The sequence below is a fragment of the Pedobacter sp. UBA5917 genome, from assembly GCF_002432345.1.
Taxonomy (GTDB): Bacteria; Bacteroidota; Bacteroidia; order Sphingobacteriales; family Sphingobacteriaceae; genus Pedobacter.
Genome location: NZ_DJDT01000332.1, coordinates 15471 through 36572, shown reverse-complemented (window position 1 = coordinate 36572; position 21102 = coordinate 15471). Strand labels below are relative to the sequence as shown.

Here is a 21102-nt window from a genome sequence, read left to right as displayed (position 1 = left end):
CTTTTGTGTCAACTTATTTCAGGACTAGACATATTAAATAGAAAAGGCGATACCAAAAGTATCGCCTTTTCTATTTTTGTTAGTCGAGATTTGCAATCTCGACTGAATGAGGTGTGGATTTGCAATCCACCAAAGGATTTAAAATCCTTAGTACTAAAGTCGGGATTACAAATCCCGACCAACAAGACCTCGCAGATTTCGAAAACCTGCGAGGTCTGAAAATTTATCTACTTAATCTTTAGCGCTAACGCTAGTTTGAAACGAGCGTTGAATAACTTATCGTTTACAAACGATAGAATCGTTTAACTATTTATGCACTCGTTTGGAAACGAGTGCAAGCGCTTTTCTATTCTATTTAACTTCTACTTTCTGCCTTACCACATTCCAGCCGTAAACCTCTACCGCTAAATTGCTTTGTTTACCGGTATATTCTACCGTTATGGTTTTGCTTTCGCCTGGTAAGATACTTATATAATTATCATCATAAAATGTTGGCAAAATACGTTCGTTGCTATTGCTATTAATTAGCGCAACGCGGTTAAAAAACGCAACAGGATTTCCTGCTGCATTGCTTAAAGTTACGGCTACCTTACCATTTTTCTGATCAGCGGCTTCAACTTTTAAAGGTGTTTGTTTGATATTCTTCAAACCCGAATATTCACCGTCTTTCCCGGCCAGCCAATAAATGTTTTCACTTAATATTTGCTGTTTCTGATCTAAAATCCTTAACGAAATAAACAAACCTTCTTTTTTATCGAGCTTGGTTAAAAACTCGTTCATAGGAAAAAGACGCCTAACAGAAGATGGTCCTACCGAATTGAATACCTGCGAATAGAAATAGTCTTTTCCATCCATATCGTAAGCCTTAGCCTGTACCATTAAATTATTTTTAGTGATAAATCCATTGTTTACAATCGTAACCATACTATCCAGAGGGTTCATCATCACATGCAGGGGCTCACTTCCCTTTCTTAAACCGTACAAACAGGCATTAGGATCGAGGTAATAATCGTACATCTGCCCGCGCATGGCCGTCCACGGGTTTTGGGTTTTCCAGATGATTGAACCTGTGTACCAATCCCACATTTTGTTAGAAAAACCTTCCATTAGTGCCCTGTACTGATCGTAATTGGCCAATTGGGCTTTCATGGCAAAATCTTCTGCGCTTTTAGGCTTACCATAAGGATTAAGGTATTGCTCGTACGAAATGTATTTATGATAATCCCATACCGAATCGGGCCTGGCTTTGTATTGTGGGGCTACCAGGTTTTCTTTCGGGATAAAACGGAGCAGCGAAGCGTAATCGCCTACGCCTACCGAGCCAACTTCCGAATTGTAGGGGAAAGTTCGGGTACCCCAAAAGGTTTTGATATCCTGTATACCATATGGTCCATCGCCATTGCCACCAATAGAATTGAACGACATTTCATCACTGTTCGAGAAATCGAAAAGTTTTCTGGTGCCATCTAAACGCGGAAGGATGTCGTTTTTTAAGGGTTCCAAAATATCTTCGGGAGGAGTAATTTCATTTCCGCCACACCAAAATGCAAGCGAGGCATGGTTTCTGATCATTTTGATCTGATCTTCGATAGCGGTTAAAGTAAGGTTATGGTCATCAGGGTAATTTCTTCTTGTCCATTGGTCTTCTTTTTTCATCGGATCTATCCAACGGCCGTTACAATCGCCACTGAACCAAAAATCCTGAAAAACCAGCAATCCATATTTATCGCAGGCATTGTAAAACTCCGGTCGTTCAAGGATTGCTCCACCCCAGATCCTGATCAGGTTGAGGTTCATATCTTTGTGGTAACGGATTTCAGCATCATAACGGGCATCGCTAAAACGTAACATCGCATCAGAAATGATCCAGTTACCTCCTTTTATAAAAATCTTCTGTCCGTTTACAAAAGCGCCCATACTTTTGGTATGCTCATTCCAGATGTTATCGATCTGGCGTACCCCCACTTTCAACTGTTCCTGATCCAATATCTGGTTGGCCGCTACAAATTCGATTTTTACATCATAAAGATTTTGTGCTCCGTAACCACTTGGCCACCATAATTTTGGATTTTCGAGCAATAAATCAGGCAGTTTAACTGTCGTGGTTTTATTTGCCACAATGGTAGTGGGCTGTTTAACCAGTTTACCGGCAATTTGATACTGCAAAGTACCAGAAACGGGCTGATTGGTTGGGTTTTCTACTTCAACCGAAACTTTAACCGTAGCAGGGTTTTGTTTGCCCTCTGGTAAACGTTTGCCGGGTACCAGGGTAATTACCTGTGGATTCTGGATATTGATGCTTTTGGTTTTCTCAATGGTTACTTTATCCCAAATCCCCGTGTTACGATCGCGGGTGGGCTGTATCCAATCCCAGCCTGCGGTATATTGTGTAGTTAATCCTTTTGCAATGGTTCCGTCTCCTCCCTGACCACCATTCGGGTTACCCGGAAAATCTGGCGGATAAACAATAACGGCAAGCCTGTTTTTTCCATTTGCAGATAGTAGCTTAGTGATGTTATACTGTGCCCTAAGGTGCATACCTACCTGGGTTTTCGGATTTACTTTTTTCCCATTCAGGTAAATTTCGGCTTTGTAGTTTATGCCCCTAAACTGCAGCCAAACCTGTTCGTTACCTATGGCCCGTTCTTCAAAATCTTTTACAAACCAATAGGTATAATAATCGTTGCCCGTTTTATATACATCAGGAATCTTTTCGTTGTTCATTCCGTAAAATGGATCGGGCACTTTTTTATTGTTCAATAAAGTGGTTAAAACCGTTCCCGGAACTGTTGCTGGCATCCAGTTGTTGATTGGAAAACCTGCTTTAGAAATTTCCAGGCCCGAAGCGTTAGCTTCTTTGATATTGGTGCATAGCCAGCCCGAATTAAGTTCGTAACGCTGCTGTGCATTTACGATCAGGCCCGAAAAGCATAAAAGAAGTATAAATATTTTCTTCATATAGTTGAGTTCTTATAGTTGATCATGTTTTATGATTATTTTTTATTGAGGATATATCATAAATCTAGAATTGTCATCCAGAGCTTGTCGAAGGACTTTCCACAACACCGTTTGAGGCGTTTCGACAAGCTCGACGTGACAACATCTATTATTTTCCTGATACCGGCCTATCTTCTGGTTTTACACCCCATGTTTCTGATGGTTTGTTACCCATGTAAATCTGTATATTTCCACCCGCCACAATGGTTTTATGCAAGATGTAAGATTTGGTGTAAGGTTTACCGTTCAGTACAATTTTTTGGATGTATTTGTTCTCTGCGCTGTTACCCACAACTTTAATGTTAAACTTTTTATTACCAGCCAGGGTAATGGTAGCATCGTTAAGCAAAGGCGTTCCGAAAACGTAGGCGCCATTTGCAGGGTTAACAGGATAAAATCCCATGGCCGAGAAAACATACCAGGCACTCATCTGGCCAACATCTTCGTTGCCACATAAACCATCGGGTTTTGAAGAATAAAAATCGTGGTCTATTTTACGGATCAGATCGGCTGTTTTCCATGGCTGCCCAGCGTAAGCATATAAATAGGTAATGTGGTGGCCGGGTTCATTTCCTTGTGCATAATTCCCGATCAACCCTGAAATATCTGGAGAACTATTTTCACCCAGCTCAGCCTTTACCGAGAATAAAGAATCGAGTTTATTTACAAATGGTTTATCGCCTCCAAATAATTTAATCAATCCTTCAACATCCTGCGGCACCAACCAGGTGTATTGCCATGCATTACCTTCGGTATAATCATCTTCGCGGTGTTTAGAAGCCACCGGGCTAAAAGGTGTTCTCCAGGTACCATCAGCTAATTTACCCCTCATAAACTGTATATCTTTATCAAAATATTGCGCATATAACCCAGCTCTTTTGCTGAAATACTGATAATCTTTGGTTTTGTTCAACGCTTTGGCAAACATGGCAATGCAATAATCATCAATGGCATATTCTAAAGCCTTGGCAACAGATTCGTTCACTTTATCGGCCGGAATATATTTTAACTGCTGGATATAATCGATACCATCGGTTTTTTGCATGGCCGATTGTTTTACGGCTTCAAAAGCCAGATTTACATCAAAGCCCCTGTATCCTTTTAAATAAGCATCAACAATAACCGGAACGGCATGATAGCCCACCATGGTATTAGTTTCGCTGCCCATTAAGTGCCAAACCGGCAATTTTCCCTGCTGTTTATAAATGGCCAGCATGGTATTTACCACATCGCTCACTTTATCCTGATGTAAAATGGTATACAACGGGTTAGCTGCACGGTAAGTATCCCACAGTGAAAAAGTGGTGAGGTTATTAAAGTTTGCTTTTTTATATACCATTTTATCTGTCCCACGGTAATCTTTATTCACATCATTAAATAACGACGGGGCAATCATGGTATGGTATAATGCCGTGTAAAATACCTTTTTGGTAGTGTTAGATGCACTAATATTAACTTTCGACAATTCTTTTTCCCATTTTGCATCGCTATTTTTAACGGTAGCGGCAAAATCCCAGCCCGGCAACTCCGTCTTCAGGTTTAAAATGGCATTTTCGGTACTTACAGGAGATAAAGCGACTTTAATCTGTAGTTTTTCGTTGTTAATGGCATTAAAATTAACCACAGCTTTTAACTTTTTGCCCGATAGTTCGGCGCCGTTTTTAACCACTGTACTATCATATAATACCAGGTTTTTAATCGGCTGCGAAAGTTTGATCACAAAAAACAAACGTTGATCGTTAGACCAACCTTTCGAATTTCTATGCCCAACGATGGTGGTGGCATCTATCTGCTTAAATGATGCTGATACCGGTGCATCCCACCCTATACCTTCGATTAAATCGATAATGATGTGTGGATTTTCAGCACCTTTTTTAAATGTATACTGATGAAAACCTACCCTTTCGGTTGCGGTTAACTCTGCTTTAATCTGGTATTTATCAAGCAACACACTGTAATAACCTGCTTTGGCTACTTCGTTCTGGTGCGAGAATTTAGACAGGTAACCTTCCTGATCATCGGCTGTTTTACCCTTTTCGAGCAATAATTTACCGGTTGCAGGCATAATCGAAATGTCGCCCAGATCGCCGATGCCTGTACCACTTAAATGGGTATGTGCAAAACCTGTGATGGTATTACTCACATAATTGTAACCACTGCACCAGTCCCAACCTTCAAAAATATTGTTCGGTCCGAGCTGCACTGCGCCAAAAGGTACATTGGCACCTACAAAAACATGCCCGTGTTTTGCCGATCCGATCAATGGGTCTACATATTGAGTAAGTTTGGTTTTCTGCTGTGCAGAGGCATTAAATGTAAAAAGAGAGGCGGTTAGAAATAGAATCGATGAGGTTTTCCTGAATTGCATGTGTGCTTATAATTTCCTACAATTGATTTAAAAATCTAAAAGTAAAACGTTTTACGTTTATTTTCTCATAAAAGGGGGAAGAATTGTAGTGAAATTAAGTAAAAGTATCGTCATCTCGAGCGAAGTGCAGCGAAAAGGAAGATCTACCGTGAGATAAATTTAGCTTCGCTGAGCACTCCGTGATCCTCGGTTGCCCGCTTATAATGACGTTCATATAAATCACTAAAACCAGAAGTATTTTTAATAACCATATAAGACATTGAAGGGACATATAAGCTTACCTGGTCTTATATTCCTTATATGGTTAAATAGCTTGCAATTTGCAAAACGACTTTTTGAACAGCTTAGATGATCTCACGTGACTTAGGTGTAAATTAAACAGCGGAATGTTTATTTTTTATCACCACCTTAGGCACCTGAAATCACCTGAGTTTTACAAGTGGAAAAATTTAAAACTAATTTAAACACCATATAAAAACGCCATACTTATTTTTTTTCAGAACCTAGCCTTGCCTTAATGGTTATCGAAATGATGCTTACTTAAAGGGTAAAGTGTAAGATGGAAACATCTTACACCACGATAAATCTCGGTAAGTTTAACTACGTTGCACTCCGCTCGAGATGACGACCAATTGGTAAAGTATCTTACCCAATCTCCAAAACAATTACCTGATCGGGTTCTGTTGTACTGGGTATAGTGGTAAGGGTTAATTTCGATTTTTTGAATGTGAAGTTAACCACGCTTTTATCTTTCAGCAAATAAGCTTTTTTGATCTTTTTTAAAGGAACATTATCTAAATCGAGTGTAGCGGTTTTTCCATCTACCATGTGGATATAGATTTTCTTATCACTTTGCGTAATGCTTCCCCAGGCTTGTGGCTTGATAAAACCAGCTTTTGTGCCGTAAATACTTTCGCCATAAATTTTAAGCCAGTCGCCCAAACCTGATAAGCGGTCCTGAAATTCAGGCTGGATTTTTCCACTTGGCATAGGCCCAATGTTCAATAAAAGATTGGAACCTAAACTTGCTGCTTTAACCAACATGTGCACCAGTTCTTTATCCGATTTGTAATAAGTATCGCTTAAATTATAGCCCCACGAGTTAGAAATAGTTTCGCAGGTTTCGAGCGGTAATTGATCTGATGCTTTCTGAAAACTTAAACCCGATTTATTCTCCCCTGGCAAATCGCGTTCGAACATCTGGAAATCTTCGCCTGCAAATGGCGTTAAATGGTGGTTATTCCCGATCATGCACTGCGGCTGCAGTTTGTGGATCAAACCATAAATTTCGTTGTACTTCCAGTCGATACGCGAGGTTCTGTCTTTTGCACCTTCAGGCTCGGTCTGGTCCCAATGACCATCGAACCAGATACCTCCTATCTCACCATAATTGGTTAGCAGTTCGGTAAGCTGGTTTTTCATAAACTGTAAATAGCTGGCATAATCGCCTTTGCCGGTACGACCAGAATTTTGGCCCGTTCTGCCGGTTTCGTGCGGATAATCTTCTCTACGCCAATCTAGCAAAGAGTAATATAAGTATAACTGTATGCCCTGTTTATGACATTCGTCGGCCATCATTTTTACGATATCTTTTTTGTAAGGGGTATTCATGATGTTAAAATCAGAATATTTGGTATCCCACATGCTAAAACCATCGTGATGCCTGGTGATGAGCGTAATGTATTTCATGCCGGCATTTTTTGCCATGCTTACCCATTGTGCAGCATTGAATTCAACAGGGTTGAAAAAGTCTTTCAGGTTGGTATAATTGTGTATGTTCAGTTTCCGTTCGTTCATTACCCATTCGCCGCTACCGGGGATACTGAAAGCCCCCCAGTGAATAAACAGACCGAAACGGGCATCGGCAAACCAGGCACGCTGCTTTAAATTTGATGCCGCGGGCGCATAATCCTGCGCCTTTAACTGTAAGGCAAAACAGAGCATTAAGCCGATGATTGCTAATTTTCTCATAATTTGGTAGATATTTGGTTAGGTTTTTCTTAATCGATGGAAGCCGTTGCTTTAGTTGGCTTACCAATCACTTTGTAGTTCCCATCACCTTTTAAAATGGCAAGGATCTGCGATTGGTTGGTAAACAGGTTTTTCGCGGCAGCCAGTTCTTTATCGTACTGGAAACTCTGCTCAATCCTTCCTTTTTCGTAAAAATAACGGCTCACAATCTGGGTTTCCAAAACTCTTTTAATCTCGGCTTTATGGCTTACCAGATCGGTTTTTTTAGAAGAAGTAAGTTTGTATTTCAGGTTTTCGAGATCGGTTTTTACTTCTGTCGATTTATTTTCCTTTTCTGCTTCTGCACGAAGATCAGACAACAATCTTTCGGTACGGCTCTGGTAGGTTAAATCTTTATCGGCAAGGCTGTTGGCAAAAACGGTATAATCAGCATCTGAAATCTGGAAAGTTTTAGCTGATGCCAAAGTTGGTTTTTCTTTTTTATACAGGTTGGCGTAGTTAAAGAAAAGGCTTTTATTGAGCATCGAAATGGTAACGGGACTTAATTTATCGGCATTTACAACAATATCAGGGTAAACACCATTACCGCTGTACACATTACGGCCAGCTTTTGTCTGGTACATTACCATAGTAGAATCGGCAAAACGTTCGGCTACACCTTCGGCATTTTTATGTGCATAATCAAGCTTTTGGATGCATCTGCCCGATGGGGTATAATATTTGGCCACGGTTACTTTAACCAAACTGTTATAAGGTAAATTGAAGGTTTGTTGAACAAGGCCCTTACCATAACTGCGTTGTCCGATTACGATTGCACGATCTAAATCCTGTAGGGAACCCGCAACAATCTCAGATGCTGAAGCAGAATTTGCATTTACCAGTACTACCAAAGGAACCGAAGTAGAAATTGGCGCATTAAGCGTTTTATAGGTGATGGTTTTCTCTACATTTTTTCCTTTTTGGGTAACCACCAACTGGTCTTTATTGATAAAAAGATTTACAATTTTAACGGCTTCCTGTAAAATACCGCCACCATTGTTCCTTAAATCCAATACCACCCCTTTAGGGTTTTCCTTTTGGATAGCCAATAAGGCATCTTTAACCTCCTGACCGGAATTTTCCAAAAATTTATCAAGTTTAATGTAACCGATACCATCACCAACCATACCTGAATAAGAAACATTTGGCTGTTTTATTTCTTCACGGAGCAGTTTTTTGCTGATTTCTTTTCCCTCCCTGATCATCACCATGTCAACCGCAGTACCCTTTGGCCCACGTAATAACTGACTGATTTCGGGGCGGTCTTTACCTTTAACGGCAATGCCATTGATACTCACAATCTGATCGCCGGCTTTAATATCACTTTTATTTGCAGGATAACCTTCGCTTACCTCGTTAATAAACAGTTTCCCGTCAATAAAAACTGTACCTGCACCAATACCACCATATTGGGTACTTACATATTTAAGTTTGTAATCTTCAATCTCCGATTCGGGAACATATTCGGTGTAAGGGTCTAAGCTATCCAACATGGCATCAATGCCTGTTTTCATCAATTTGGGCGCATTGGTATCATCAACATAATTGATGTTGATTTCTTTATAGAGGGAAGCAAAAATATCCAGGTTTTTGGATACGAGAAATAAATCCTCCTTAAAAGAAAAAGATAAAACAGCAACACCAAATCCAGCTGCTAAAAGACCATATTTTAGTTTCTTCATTCCCTTATTATTTTAGCCCTAAAGATGCTCTTAAATAAAAAACAGCATATCGGGAGATATTTATCATTTCAGTAGAACCGTAAATGTACAAAAACCAATAAACATTAAAAACAGCTTATTTTAAGTGCGTAAATTAAGCATTGAAAATGAGCAGTTCAAATTATAGCTGGCCAGCAAAGCAAGATGCTTTTTTAGCAAGAAGACTGGCTATCTCCATCGTAAAAATTCTTTATTTATACTTGTCAAATAACCAAGCGGGTATTTGCGAATGAAGCAATAGCGGAATGGTAATGAGATTGTGGTCTAACTTGTTGTAAGTTGTAAACAACAAATTCGGATTGCCTTTCATTGCACGGTATAAAAGCTCGCTTCCCTTGTAAGGATTTTCATCATCGTGCAAACCATGAATTAACCAAACAGACTTTCGCTTAACGCTGTTTAAATTTAAAAAATCAGGAACAGCTGCAATAGAAACCATTGCCGCAAATGTTTTCGGCGCAATGTTCATCAGATTTTGAGCAGTGGATGCCCCCATAGAATAACCCACTAAATAAATGCGGTTAGTGTCTATTTCAGGGTATTTATTTTTTACCTCGCGGATCAATTCCAACAGTAAATAAACATCTTCTGATGGTTTAGAGATCAAGCAATGTAGGCTGGAATCCGGACAATAATTGGATGAACGTGTTTGAAACTGTGGAGCAATTACAAAAGCAGGGTACTGTTTGCGAATAACAGGGCGCAACCAAATTCTAGCCAATGGCTCTAATTGCTTTTCATTGTCTGTGCCTATCCTCGTTGAGTTATGGAATGTAATAACCAGGGGGTATTTTACAGAACTGCTGTAACCTTCAGGCAATAATAACCTATAGTTAATCGATGAGCTTCCTTTAACAAATGTTTGTTTGAGATATTGATCTGCGGATAAATCGTTTAATTGTTTTCTGGTTTGGGATGCCGTTAAGCTATCAGGAAAGGTATCATTAAATACCTGTTGTTGTGCGGATGCGGCAAATGTACTTAACCACAATAAGAATGCAAATACATAAATCTTATAATGCATAGCCAAAACAAAAAATATTGTGTTAAGAAAAATAGGATCAGGAATCCGAAATATTAAAGCCTGTTGCCTTTGGTATCGGCCAATGCCTTTTGAATGGTAAACTCGATATAGGTGCGGTCGCGTTTAACCAGGCGCATTAAATCTTCGATCAACTGGTCTTCTTTGCCAGGGGTAAATTCTAAAGGCTCGTTCGCTAAATCGCGGTATTTCCTTAAAAATTTGGTTTTTACCTTAAATGCAGTTTCTGAAGTGAGTTGAAAATTAGCCATGGCATATTTTATTTGATGCAAAAGTAAAAAATATTTGTACAGATTAACACCTTTTTATGCAATCAAAGAAAAAATAGAACATCCTCCGGTAATTTTTTGCACGATAATTGTGTTAAAACGCCGTTATAAAATCTAAACCGGTATAAAAACCGTCCGGTGCAGTTTTTAAAAGAAACCATAAGAACAAAAAACACACCATAAAATACACCGGATCGCTGTTTACGGTTTTATAACCTTAAAAAAACAAAATTAAACAACATGAAAAAGATCATTTTCTCTATTGTTTTCCTAACCCTGGGTTGGGCAACATCAAAGGCACAAACGTTTAACCTGGGGGTTAAGGCAGGTGTAAATTTAGCCAAACTGAATTCGGATTTTGCAAGCGAAGAAAACCGTTTGGGCTACCAGATCGGTGCATGGGCACGTATTGGAGGTGCAAGTTTTTATGTGCAGCCAGAGGCTTACATCGGCAGCAAAGGCAATAAATTTATCAGCTTTAAACAGGATAATGGAAATGAAGTAGCGGCAGAGGGAAAAGTAAAATTTACTACTTTGGATGTTCCGGTTTTACTGGGAACGAAATTCGGTGCTAAAAACCTGAATTTCCGTTTAATGGCCGGTCCGGTGATTTCATTTATCCTGGATGAAAACTCAACATTTAATTCGGCTTACCAACAGGCAACCGATTTTAGCAATTACAAAAACCAGGCCTTGGGTTTACAGGCAGGTGCAGGTGTAGATGTGGGCAGTATTTCGGTTGATTTACGTTACGAAGCTGGTTTATCGAACATTAGTAAAAGTGAAAAATACAGCCAGAAACCAAACCTTTTCCAGTTGAGTTTAGGATTTAAGATTTTGTAATTTTTACAACAGAACAAGTGTAAAAGGCGGCCAAATGGCCGCTTTTTTTGTTCCCCATACCGTCATTTCGAGCGGAGTGTAACGCAGCCGAGAAATCTATCTCGAGATAGATCTCTCCATTCCACTGCGTTCCAGTCGAGATGACGGCCGTTTATTAAGTTGTCATCCTGAACGGAGTCGAATGATCTTCATTTCGCTGTGCGTCATCCGATAGCTATCGGATCGGGATGACGACTTTTTTTATAGAGCTTTACCTCGCTTTACTAAGCATTCAAACCCCGAGCATCCATCTTCAAACTTCGGTCTCAATTTTTCCCTAACTTAACACGTAAAATTGGCATTACAACCCGGCTTAAGCCCTAAAAAATGCCGATTTTTATAGTTAACAATTTAACAAAAAGAGACCATGAAACACCGCATTCTTTTACTGTTTGCCATTTTATTATCGCTTGCCGTAAAAGCACAAAATTTTAAATATGCATTTGTAACCGACACACATGTGGGTTCGCCTACGGGCGAAGAAGACCTGAACCGCACCGTTGCAGATATCAATACGCTAAACGATATCGATTTTGTAATTATCACGGGTGATATTACCGAAATGGGGACCAACAACGAGCTTAAATTGGCCAAAGATATCCTCTCTAAATTAAATAAACCTTACCATATCATCCCCGGGAACCACGATACAGGATGGTCGGAATCGGGAGGGGTAAATTTCATTAAAGAGTTTGGCGGCGATAAATTTATTTTCGACCATAAGGGTTACCGTTTTATTGCCTGCGCATCGGGTCCTTATGTACGGATGAGTGATGGACATATCCCGAGGGATGCCACAGTTTGGTTAGACAGTGTGCTTAAGGCTACACCGAAAAATATGCCCGTTATTTTTGCCAACCACTACCCTTTGGATAACAGTTTGGACAATTGGTACGAAGCAACAGACCGCTTGAAAAAATACAATATCCAGTATGCGATATGCGGACATGGCCACAACAACCACCCTTATAATTTTGAAGGGATTGAAGCCACCATGGGCCGCTCCAATTTAAGGGCAAAAGATAGTATTGGCGGATACAATATTGTAAGTATGATTAAAGACACGGTATATTTTCAGACCAAAAAACCCATGCAGGAAATTCTTCCGGCATGGCGGAAAATCGCGCTGAAAACATTTGTTCCTGATCAGAAAAAATATGAACGCCCTGATTTTGCCATCAATAATAAGTACCCAAGCACAAAAGAACTTTGGACATACCACTCGAGCGCAAATGTGGTAAATACTCCAATTTATGCTGCAAGCAACGTAATTTTTGGAAACAGCCTGGGTTTGGTAGAAGCTCTGAACAAGAATACCGGCAAAAAAGTATGGACGTTTAAAACCAAAGGGGCAATTTATTCTTCGCCCGTAGCTGTAAACAATACGGTAATTTTAGGTTCGGGCGATGGAACCATTTATGCATTGAACGCAAAAACAGGAAAAGAAATATGGCATAAAGAAACCAGCAATTCGGTACTGGGATCGCCAGTGGTTAAGGGGCAACAGGTATATATAGGCGGGAGCGACAATACTTTCAGGGCTTTGGATGTTAAAACGGGAAAGGAAATATGGTCTTTTACAGCCGTTGAGGGCAGTATTGTGGGCAAACCACTTATTTACGAGGGTAAAATTATTTTTGGATCGTGGGGCAGGCATTTATATGCGCTCGATATCAATACCGGAAATCTGCTTTGGAAATGGAACAACGGCCAGGCCAACAGGATGTTTTCGCCGGCAATGGTAACACCTGTTGCTTACGAAGGCATTGTATACATTGCTGCCCCTGATCGTTATTTAACGGCTATTGATGCCAAAAACGGCAGCACACTATGGCGCAATAAGGAAGCTACAGTACGCGAATCGATAGGTCAATCGGCTGATAGCACCATTATTTATGGCAAAACCATGCAGGATGAAATTGTAGCCTACAGGGCACAGGCGAAAGATCCGGGGATCCTTTGGCGTTACAATGCAGGCTTTGGTTATGAGCACATACCTTCAATGCTGATTGAAAAAGATGGAAAGGTATTTTTCGGAACAAAAAACAGTGTAATTTATGCCATAGATCCCAAACAGCAAAGCACGGTTTGGGCACATAAAATAGACAACTCGATGATTAATACTGTAAATGTGATTGATGGTAAAAATATTATCGCCAGTACCATGGATGGTAAAGTGGTTTGGCTGAGCACTAAATAACAAACACAAAAAAACCTCCTCAAAATATAAATTTGAGGAGGTTATCCGTTATTTCAGGTTATATTACCAGCCTGGGTTTTGCTGTAATGTATTTGCTGGATACAAACTAATCTGACCGGTAGGAATTGCCGATAAATAATTTTTCGGATCAACAAATGTTCTGGTTAAGGTAGTAGCATAAGGCACAATATAACCCTGGGCATTTCTTAACACCTTGCCGTTATCAGGCACTTTGGCACCTAAGAAAGCCTCCACATTTTTTGCCCTATCCAGGTATTCGCCCTTTTTCCAGCGCATTAAATCCTGATACCTAAATCCGTTCATCATTAATTCTACCCTGCGTTCGCGTCTTATCTCCCACATCAGAGCAGAAACATCGGCATCTCTTTTCGGATCGGCAATAGCAGTTCCTCCGGCAGCTACATTTCCACCACCTGTAACAGTGAGTTTTGTTATCCCTGCCCTGGTTCTTAAAAGATTGATCGATTTATCCATATCAGCCTGGGCAAAAGTGAGTTTGCCCATCTTATCAAGGATAGCTGTAATTTCTGCATAGTTTAATAAAACCTCGGGATAGTAAAAAATCGGCGCATCGGTTTCGTTAAATGGTGCAAGCTGATTGGAAGCGGGGTTTAAAAACTTGGACGGACGATAACCGGTACTCGAACTATAACCATTTACCAAAGTACCGTTATAGCACAAAAAGTTATCGATAGTACCCAATAAACGGTTATCGCGGTTTGCCCTGAGGGTAGTAATGGTATTATCGCCCTGGTAAAGAGGCGATTGACCGACAGGCAAACCGTCGGTTGCCGCATAAGCATCAACGGCCGATTTTGTTAAACCACTCATTTGCGTGGTACTGTTGGTATAACCGATTACAGAGTGGGTTAATACGCCAGCCAGGTATTTTTTATAAAGCAATACCTCTTTGTTTCCGGCCAAATCCATCGAGCTGTAAATGCTCCTGTAATCGGCATTTAGCAAATATTTGCCGGTCATCAGTTTTTCGCAGGCATCTTTACCTTCGTTTAAGAATTTATCAGCATCAGGCAATGATAATTCGGTGTGATAAACCCGGTAAGAACCCTCAAAGAGACATATCCTGGCTTTTAAAGCCAAGGCAACATCGCGGTTCACCACATTATCGCCATCGCTCACACGGATATTGGCCACAGCATAGTTAATATCGCTTAAAACGCTATCCATTACCAACTGGCGGCTATCGCGTGGTTTATAAATTACATCTGTTTGAGAAACATCCAGCGATTTGCTGATGTAAGGCACACCTCCAAAAGCTTTTACCTTACTGAAGTAATCCATTGCCCTAAAAAACTTTGCAATCCCGTTCCAGTGTTTTTTAGCTTCATCGCTCATCGGAACCTGATTAATACGTTCGAGCATAATGTTGGCTTTACGCACATATGTCCAATCCCAATCAGACGAGGTGGTTGGTGCGGTTAGCACAAAATTCTGAAAGGTAGCCGCATCCTGATCATCCGTTAGGGTAGAAAAATAAAAATCGGCCGTAGTACCTGTCCCGAAACCGGTAAACAGGGCATAAAACCCCCAGTTATAGGTACGCACATTGTTTTCGCTTGTCCAGAAGTTATCATCAGAAAACTGATCTGGTGTATCTACATTTAAATCTTTGGAACAACTGGCCCCAACAATAGCTATAAATGAAAGATATATGATTGATTTAATTAATTTCATGACGCTTTTTATAAGGTTAAGTTAATGCCGAAAGAATATTGCCTGTTAAACGGAAAGGTACGGCCGGTGTAACCAGCTTCACCATCGGTCATTTCAGGATCTATCGGCGCTCCCACATTCGAAATTGTAGCCAGGTTTTGTCCGCTCAGGTAAAACCTAACTTTCTCGATACCGTATTTCTTTAACCAGTTGTTTGGCAGGGTATAACCCACAGTTACATTTTTTAAACGTGCATAAGCCAGGTTTAACAGGTATTTTGACTGGGGATAAAAGTTATTTCCGCTTGCCGGGAAGTTGGCCAGTTTGGTTGCGCTGTTGCCGATGTAAGGACGCGGGTAAAATGCATTTGGATTTGAAGGGCTCCAAAAATCCAATTGGTTGGCATACATGATATCGGCATTGCCATAAGCAGGGATAATCATGGTACCTAAGCCCCAATAATCGCGTTTGCCCACACCCTGAATGTACACATCAATATCGAAGCCTTTAAAAGTTCCGCCTAAACGTGCACTGTACTGGTACCTTGGCTGGCTGTTACCGATCACTTTTAAATCGCCATGATCATCAGCTGTTCCTTTACCCTGGTTAATTACGCCATCACCATTTAAATCTTTGTATTTCACATCACCTACCCCGTAAACAAAGTTTCCATTCTGCAAAGCCACCTGACTGGCCGAATTTTTTACTTCATCAGCCGATTGGAAAAAGCCATCGGTTTCGAATCCCCAGATTTCGCCATATTGCTGCCCTACATAAAAACCATTGTTCTGATAGTTGGCATTGTTCTGATAAATGAGGTTAGATGGATTGTTCCATTTTGTAAATACGGTTTTATTATCGGCCAGGGTTAGCGTAGCATAAAGGTTAAGATCAGGACTAACAGGATAATTTAAATCCAGGCTGATTTCGTAACCACGGTTCCTGAAATTACCCGCGTTGATCCGCGGGCCGGCAGTGCCGAATGTAGAAGGAACAGAGGTTGGCTGCAACATACCTTTGGTATCGCGCTGGTAATAATCAACCGATAAACCCACATGATTTTTCAGGAAACGGATATCAGTACCGAAATCTAAGGTCTGTATTTTTTCCCAGGTTAACGATTGTGCAACGGCAATTGGTGCAGCAACACCCTGTACCAATGTAGTACCCGACGGGGTGATCCAGTTAACAGAAGAACCTGCCATGGTTGGGATATAATATTGACCACCAACATTCTGGTTACCCACCGAACCGTAAGATGCCCTGAATTTAACGTCATCAACATAAGGTTTGATAAAACTCATAAATTTCTCTTCGGTTAAACGGTAACCCGCAGAAGCCGACGGGAAAAAACCCCATCTATCCAATTTGGAAAAAGCCGATGAACCATCATACCGTCCATTTAACTCCAATAGGTATTTTCCTTTATAATCGTAATTAAAACGGCCAAAATAACCTGCATAAGCACCAACCGGATAAGAAACAGAACCATTTACGGTACCATGGTAGCCACTTGCCAGCTGTGTACCAACGGCCAGTGCCAATTCGCCCCTTGTAGGGTCGAGAACGGTATTTTTGGCCGCAGTGAACTGAACATTGTCGTAATTTTCGGAGTTTACACCGGCGGTGATTTTAATGTTATGATCGGTAGCAAAAGTTTTTTGATAGGTAGCATAGGCATTTAGCGTATTCACCATGTTGCGGGTTTCGCCATAACTTACAATATCCTGCGATGCGGTGGCAATATTGGCAATAAGTGGTGGTGTACCTGCTGTCCAGAAATCTATCGCATTAATCGGTCCGCCAACCTCATGCCTCAACGCATTTGATCTGCCCAAAGTATAATCGGCACGGATGCTCAAATCTTTGGTGATTTTTATGGTTGCGCCTAAATCTACCCTACTATAATTTTCGGTAACGTTAGAGGTCTGCGCATTTGCGAGGTATGCCGGCGTGTGCCTGAAATAATTTCCATTATACTTACCATAAGGAAAATAAGAACCCCAACGCCAAAAGTAATACCAGTAGTTTTGGTACTGATATGGATAATCGTATTTAAAGTTGCGGTATAAAAATTTCGCATCAACATCAAGCCATTTGGTTGCAGCTACATTTATAGAACCGCTAATGTTGTATTTGTTAATTTCATCGGGATTTAATTTGAAAATACCACCTTCGTTAGCATAACCTCCCGACAGGTAATAACCAATTTTATCGCTACCGCCCTGTAAGCTCAAATTGTGGTTGGATTGTGCCGTATAATCTTTTAGCATTTCCTTTTTCGGATCCCAAACTTTATAAAAATAAACACGGCCGTCTACATAATCGAAATCCTGCCCCAAAACCATGTCGTTTCCGGTGTTGGTAGCAGCATATTTATTCTGCCAGTTTGCAATACCATCCCTTAGCTTCGTAAGCTGCATCCCAAAAGTTTCGGGCGAGGTTGTACCTGCCCTAACCGATGCATCATAAAGCGCCTGCAATTCATCAACCGGGTTTGCAAAATCGGCTAATACTGTTGGCTTGTTCCACGAAAAGTTGTTGGTGTAAACAATTTTGGTTGGCTGGTTTTTCTTGCCCGATTTGGTTTTAATCAAAACCACTCCGAATGCTGCCCTTGCACCATAAATCGAAGTCGAGGCTGCATCTTTCAATACCGAAACACTTTCAATATCGGCCGGATTGATGATCGAAAGATCAGGGGTTTCTACATTGTCGACAATAATTAAAGGTCTGCTATTCCCGTTTATAGATCCAACGCCCCTGATGTTAATGTTCGGGCCGGAGGTTAAACCACCATTTCCATAGGTAATGGTTAAACCCGGCACAACGCCCTGAAGGGCTTTTGTAGGATCGTTCAAAGGCTTGCTACCAAAGGTTTTGGCCACATCAACAGTAGTTACGGCACCGGTTAAATTTGCCTTTTTCTGCGAGCCGAAACCCACAACCACAACTTCTTGCAGCCCTTTCGATTCGGAAGCCAACGCCACGTTAATGGTATTGCTGCTTCCTACTGTTTTCTCCTGACTTACATAGCCGATAAAAGAAAACACAAGAACCTCTCCTTTGCTGGCTTTTATGGAATATACTCCATTGCCATCTGTTTGCACTACGGTGGTTCCGGTTTTTATTTTAACAGAAACCCCTGGTATTGGTCCATCTTCTGACGTAACCTTACCTGTAATGGTGCTTTGTTGCGCGATGGCATGGGCCACCAGCAAAAACACACCAAAAAAGATGAATAGTAATTTTTTTTTCATAAACACTAGTTAATGATGTTTGTTGTTAGTTAGGATTCTGAAACACGCAAAATAACGCACATTCCTGAATTTTAAGTAAATATCATAATTGTTTTCCACTTATTTACAAACATTTAGGCTGCATCAATTGTAATTAGTTTGATATTATTGCAAAAAACCGCATAAAAGCGCAATTAAAATAGGTTCTAATCTTATTTTAATATGATGGTTTTAACAAAAAAAGCCACCGCTAAAATTAGCGACGGCTTAACCCAAACCAAAAAGAGAAAAATTTACCTGGTTAGGAAGAAACCCAGATAGGGTTTTCTTACCGCATCTGTTCTACCGCTATAACCCGTAGCAAATGCCGTGTATACCCTTCTGTTAAGCATGGTACTGGCACTGGTATATGTTGCCAGGGTAGCTGTTCCACCGGTTGCTTTCACAGTCCAGGCCAAGGCCGTTCCTGTTAAAACCGGCCTGATGAAATACTCGCTTTCTTTTAAATAACCTATATTCGAACATACAAGTGTGGTACCATAATAAAGATCAACCGCAGGCACATTGGGCATGAGGTTAATGAATTTATATTTTACCATTCCGGAATCCGGCAATGCGAAACTATCAAAAGCCAGAAAGCTTTTAGTGTTGGCCGCCGTATCAGTTAGATGCAATGTATATGCTTTTCCCGCCTCGGCAGAAACCGCCGTTTTATACAAAACAACAGAATCAATGGCTGTACCTTTTTTAGGGATCGAGATCGAAACCTCAGAAGTTCCAGGTTTAATTACAAGGTAATCGGGCCTCGAATCGCCCAATGTTCCATACCCTCCCCCAGGATAGGGATATCGGGTTTTAATCAGCGTACTTACCCTCTGTCCGTTAATATTGATCTGCACATTTGGATCGGCGGCATATGCAATGTTGTAATTCACTTTCAACATCGCCTGATCATCTCTCAGCACTTCAAAATCACCATAGTTGATCTCGTTTTTACCACAGGAAACCGCAAAAGCCAGAACACCTGCTGCCAAAAATATTTTTATAATGGATTTCATATCTATAAGTTTAATTTAAGGAAGATTGGACCATGTTTCTTTGGTGTGATAATCTGTTTGCAAACCACCCCATTTGGCTAATTCATCCTGATTCCAAATGTATTCAGAACTGTATCTCGGTCTTAGGCGATAGGCGTATTTCCCGTTATTCCGCTCAAAAAAATCGCCAACCTCAAGCTGTTTATATGTTTTGTACACCGATGGATCGTAATGATATTTTCTTAAATCGCTCCACTGTTCCATGCCTGCCCAACCCCATTGCGCAACATATTTTTGCTGCATAATATCGGCAATGGTTAAAGCTGTTGCATTTTGGGCAACTTCGGTACTGGCCAGGTAGCTGTTTATTTCGGTTGTAGAAATTGTGGCCGCTGCCGGAGAACCGTTTCTTCCATACAGGTTTATAAAATCCATATGCCCCTTAATGCCGTTAATGTAAGCAGTAAATGCGGTACCGATTGTTCCTTTCCTAAATAATGCTTCAGCCTTGGCAAACTGTAGCTGGGCGTAACTCATAACCGGATACCTTGCGGCGTTAGAATAAATATACTTTCCCGGAAAGGGCACAATAGAAGTTCCGGATAATGCCCCCAAAATATGCGGAGTTGTTGCCGTTCCGTTAAAGGGAAGCGCGCCCCTATAAACCCCTGATACAGGTATAGGATTCATCATCCTGGTTAATCGGGGATCAACACCCGGCAATACCGGATCAACAGCAGCTGCCCCCCTCATTCCTCCCGTAAGCAAACTAACAACGGGCTGTCCAATTCTTCCATAGGTTGGGGCCGTGGTGGCGGTAGCGGTATACATTCCAAAATTCTGACTAAAAGGATTCGAATCATTACTGTTGGTACCACCGAAATTTATTGTTGCATCATCTGCAGCCGATGCGAAAGACAGATCTACATACTTAACCACGCTATCGGCATATTGGGTATTAAATTCGGCCTTGTTAATTAAATGGCTGTATTGCTGCGCCAATAAACCATAAACAAATTTACGCCATTTAACCCGGTCGCCTTTATACATCTGGTCGCCGGAAACACCCGCTAGTAAAGCAGCTGTTCCAGCAGCATCGGTTTTATTAAAGCATTCTAAAGCCTTTTGGCTCCATTGCCTTACCCTTTGATAAACCTCGGGCTGATCCTGATATTTGAATTTTAACTGGTTCGCATAGGCCTCGTCCAATATTACCGGGCCATGTGCATCGGTTAATAGCTGAAAACCCCAGGCTTTAATGGCATAACCAATTCCCGCATAGGTCCATTTATTTGTAGCTTCGGCATCCTTGATCATATCTTCCAGGTTTAAACCAAAGTTAACATACACCATCCGCCACATTGAACCGCCCAGATCGCTTGCCGATTGATAACCATGTTTCTCCCACGCAACAGTAAAACTGGTAGCATCCTGCCCAAACATATCCTGGGTGTATTTGAAAATCAACCTATTATCTGTAGCCGTATTGTTCGCCATCTGGAACATAATGGGCGAAAGCAGGTATTCGGCCCTGGTAACCTGGGGCGTAGCCGGATCGGTATTGATATCAAGCCATTTCTTACAGCTGCTAATGCCCAACACAACAGCCGAAAATATTATTATCTTAAAATATTTCATATTC

The 21102-nt window shown here is 40.9% G+C and carries 12 protein-coding genes; 2 read left to right on the top strand and 10 right to left on the bottom strand.

What is annotated here, in order from left to right:
• Window positions 1-351: 351 nt before the first annotated feature.
• The 6 genes from B2V92_RS23110 to B2V92_RS23085 all read right to left on the bottom strand — a co-directional run bounded on the left by B2V92_RS23110 (window position 352) and on the right by B2V92_RS23085 (window position 10389).
• Window positions 352-2958, bottom strand: coding sequence for a glycoside hydrolase family 2 protein (locus B2V92_RS23110; protein WP_293312556.1), 2607 nt, complete (start codon window positions 2956-2958; stop codon window positions 352-354).
• Between the two features lie 148 nt (window positions 2959-3106).
• Window positions 3107-5365 (bottom strand): GH92 family glycosyl hydrolase, encoded by a 2259-nt coding sequence (locus tag B2V92_RS23105; protein ID WP_293312554.1) that lies wholly within the window; start codon window positions 5363-5365, stop codon window positions 3107-3109.
• Window positions 5366-6010: 645 nt separating this feature from the next.
• Window positions 6011-7336: an alpha-L-fucosidase gene (locus B2V92_RS23100; RefSeq protein ID WP_293312552.1), complete on the bottom strand. Its 1326-nt coding sequence runs from the start codon at window positions 7334-7336 to the stop codon at window positions 6011-6013.
• A 29-nt stretch (window positions 7337-7365) separates the two neighbouring features.
• Window positions 7366-9057, bottom strand: a complete 1692-nt coding sequence (locus tag B2V92_RS23095) for a S41 family peptidase (protein WP_293312551.1) — start codon at window positions 9055-9057, stop codon at window positions 7366-7368.
• Between the two features lie 229 nt (window positions 9058-9286).
• On the bottom strand, window positions 9287-10120 hold the full coding sequence (locus B2V92_RS23090; protein WP_293312550.1) for a phospholipase: 834 nt from the start codon (window positions 10118-10120) through the stop codon (window positions 9287-9289).
• Window positions 10121-10173: 53 nt separating this feature from the next.
• On the bottom strand, window positions 10174-10389 hold the full coding sequence (locus tag B2V92_RS23085) for a hypothetical protein (RefSeq protein ID WP_025141830.1): 216 nt from the start codon (window positions 10387-10389) through the stop codon (window positions 10174-10176).
• A gap of 258 nt (window positions 10390-10647) precedes the next feature.
• Between B2V92_RS23085 and B2V92_RS23080 the strand changes: the two genes are divergently transcribed.
• Both B2V92_RS23080 and B2V92_RS23075 read left to right on the top strand, forming a co-directional pair.
• On the top strand, window positions 10648-11250 hold the full coding sequence (locus tag B2V92_RS23080) for a porin family protein (protein ID WP_293312547.1): 603 nt from the start codon (window positions 10648-10650) through the stop codon (window positions 11248-11250).
• A 406-nt stretch (window positions 11251-11656) separates the two neighbouring features.
• Entirely contained in the window at window positions 11657-13489 is a 1833-nt protein-coding gene (locus tag B2V92_RS23075) for a PQQ-binding-like beta-propeller repeat protein (RefSeq protein WP_293312545.1), read from the top strand.
• Between the two features lie 63 nt (window positions 13490-13552).
• On the opposite strand, the gene B2V92_RS23070 is transcribed toward B2V92_RS23075, so the two are convergent.
• The 4 genes from B2V92_RS23070 to B2V92_RS23055 all read right to left on the bottom strand — a co-directional run bounded on the left by B2V92_RS23070 (window position 13553) and on the right by B2V92_RS23055 (window position 21098).
• Complete coding sequence (locus tag B2V92_RS23070; RefSeq protein WP_293312543.1) at window positions 13553-15205, bottom strand: RagB/SusD family nutrient uptake outer membrane protein; 1653 nt, start codon at window positions 15203-15205, stop codon at window positions 13553-13555.
• Window positions 15206-15213: 8 nt separating this feature from the next.
• Complete coding sequence (locus B2V92_RS23065; RefSeq protein ID WP_293312541.1) at window positions 15214-18444, bottom strand: SusC/RagA family TonB-linked outer membrane protein; 3231 nt, start codon at window positions 18442-18444, stop codon at window positions 15214-15216.
• Window positions 18445-18716: 272 nt separating this feature from the next.
• Window positions 18717-19481 (bottom strand): DUF4397 domain-containing protein, encoded by a 765-nt coding sequence (locus B2V92_RS23060; protein ID WP_293312540.1) that lies wholly within the window; start codon window positions 19479-19481, stop codon window positions 18717-18719.
• Window positions 19482-19496: 15 nt separating this feature from the next.
• On the bottom strand, window positions 19497-21098 hold the full coding sequence (locus B2V92_RS23055; RefSeq protein ID WP_293312538.1) for a SusD/RagB family nutrient-binding outer membrane lipoprotein: 1602 nt from the start codon (window positions 21096-21098) through the stop codon (window positions 19497-19499).
• Window positions 21099-21102: the final 4 nt, after the last annotated feature.

Excerpts from the sequence above, each read along its gene's own strand:
- B2V92_RS23075 (WP_293312545.1), top strand. The coding sequence starts at position 11,657 with ATGAAACACCGCATTCTTTTACTGTTTGCCATTTTATTATCGCTTGCC.
- B2V92_RS23090 (WP_293312550.1), bottom strand. The coding sequence starts at position 10,120 with ATGCATTATAAGATTTATGTATTTGCATTCTTATTGTGGTTAAGTACA.
- B2V92_RS23070 (WP_293312543.1), bottom strand. The coding sequence starts at position 15,205 with ATGAAATTAATTAAATCAATCATATATCTTTCATTTATAGCTATTGTT.
- B2V92_RS23095 (WP_293312551.1), bottom strand. The coding sequence starts at position 9,057 with ATGAAGAAACTAAAATATGGTCTTTTAGCAGCTGGATTTGGTGTTGCT.
- B2V92_RS23080 (WP_293312547.1), top strand. The coding sequence starts at position 10,648 with ATGAAAAAGATCATTTTCTCTATTGTTTTCCTAACCCTGGGTTGGGCA.
- B2V92_RS23105 (WP_293312554.1), bottom strand. The coding sequence starts at position 5,365 with ATGCAATTCAGGAAAACCTCATCGATTCTATTTCTAACCGCCTCTCTT.
- B2V92_RS23085 (WP_025141830.1), bottom strand. The coding sequence starts at position 10,389 with ATGGCTAATTTTCAACTCACTTCAGAAACTGCATTTAAGGTAAAAACC.
- B2V92_RS23055 (WP_293312538.1), bottom strand. The coding sequence starts at position 21,098 with ATGAAATATTTTAAGATAATAATATTTTCGGCTGTTGTGTTGGGCATT.
- B2V92_RS23110 (WP_293312556.1), bottom strand. The coding sequence starts at position 2,958 with ATGAAGAAAATATTTATACTTCTTTTATGCTTTTCGGGCCTGATCGTA.
- B2V92_RS23060 (WP_293312540.1), bottom strand. The coding sequence starts at position 19,481 with ATGAAATCCATTATAAAAATATTTTTGGCAGCAGGTGTTCTGGCTTTT.
- B2V92_RS23100 (WP_293312552.1), bottom strand. The coding sequence starts at position 7,336 with ATGAGAAAATTAGCAATCATCGGCTTAATGCTCTGTTTTGCCTTACAG.
- B2V92_RS23065 (WP_293312541.1), bottom strand. The coding sequence starts at position 18,444 with ATGAAAAAAAAATTACTATTCATCTTTTTTGGTGTGTTTTTGCTGGTG.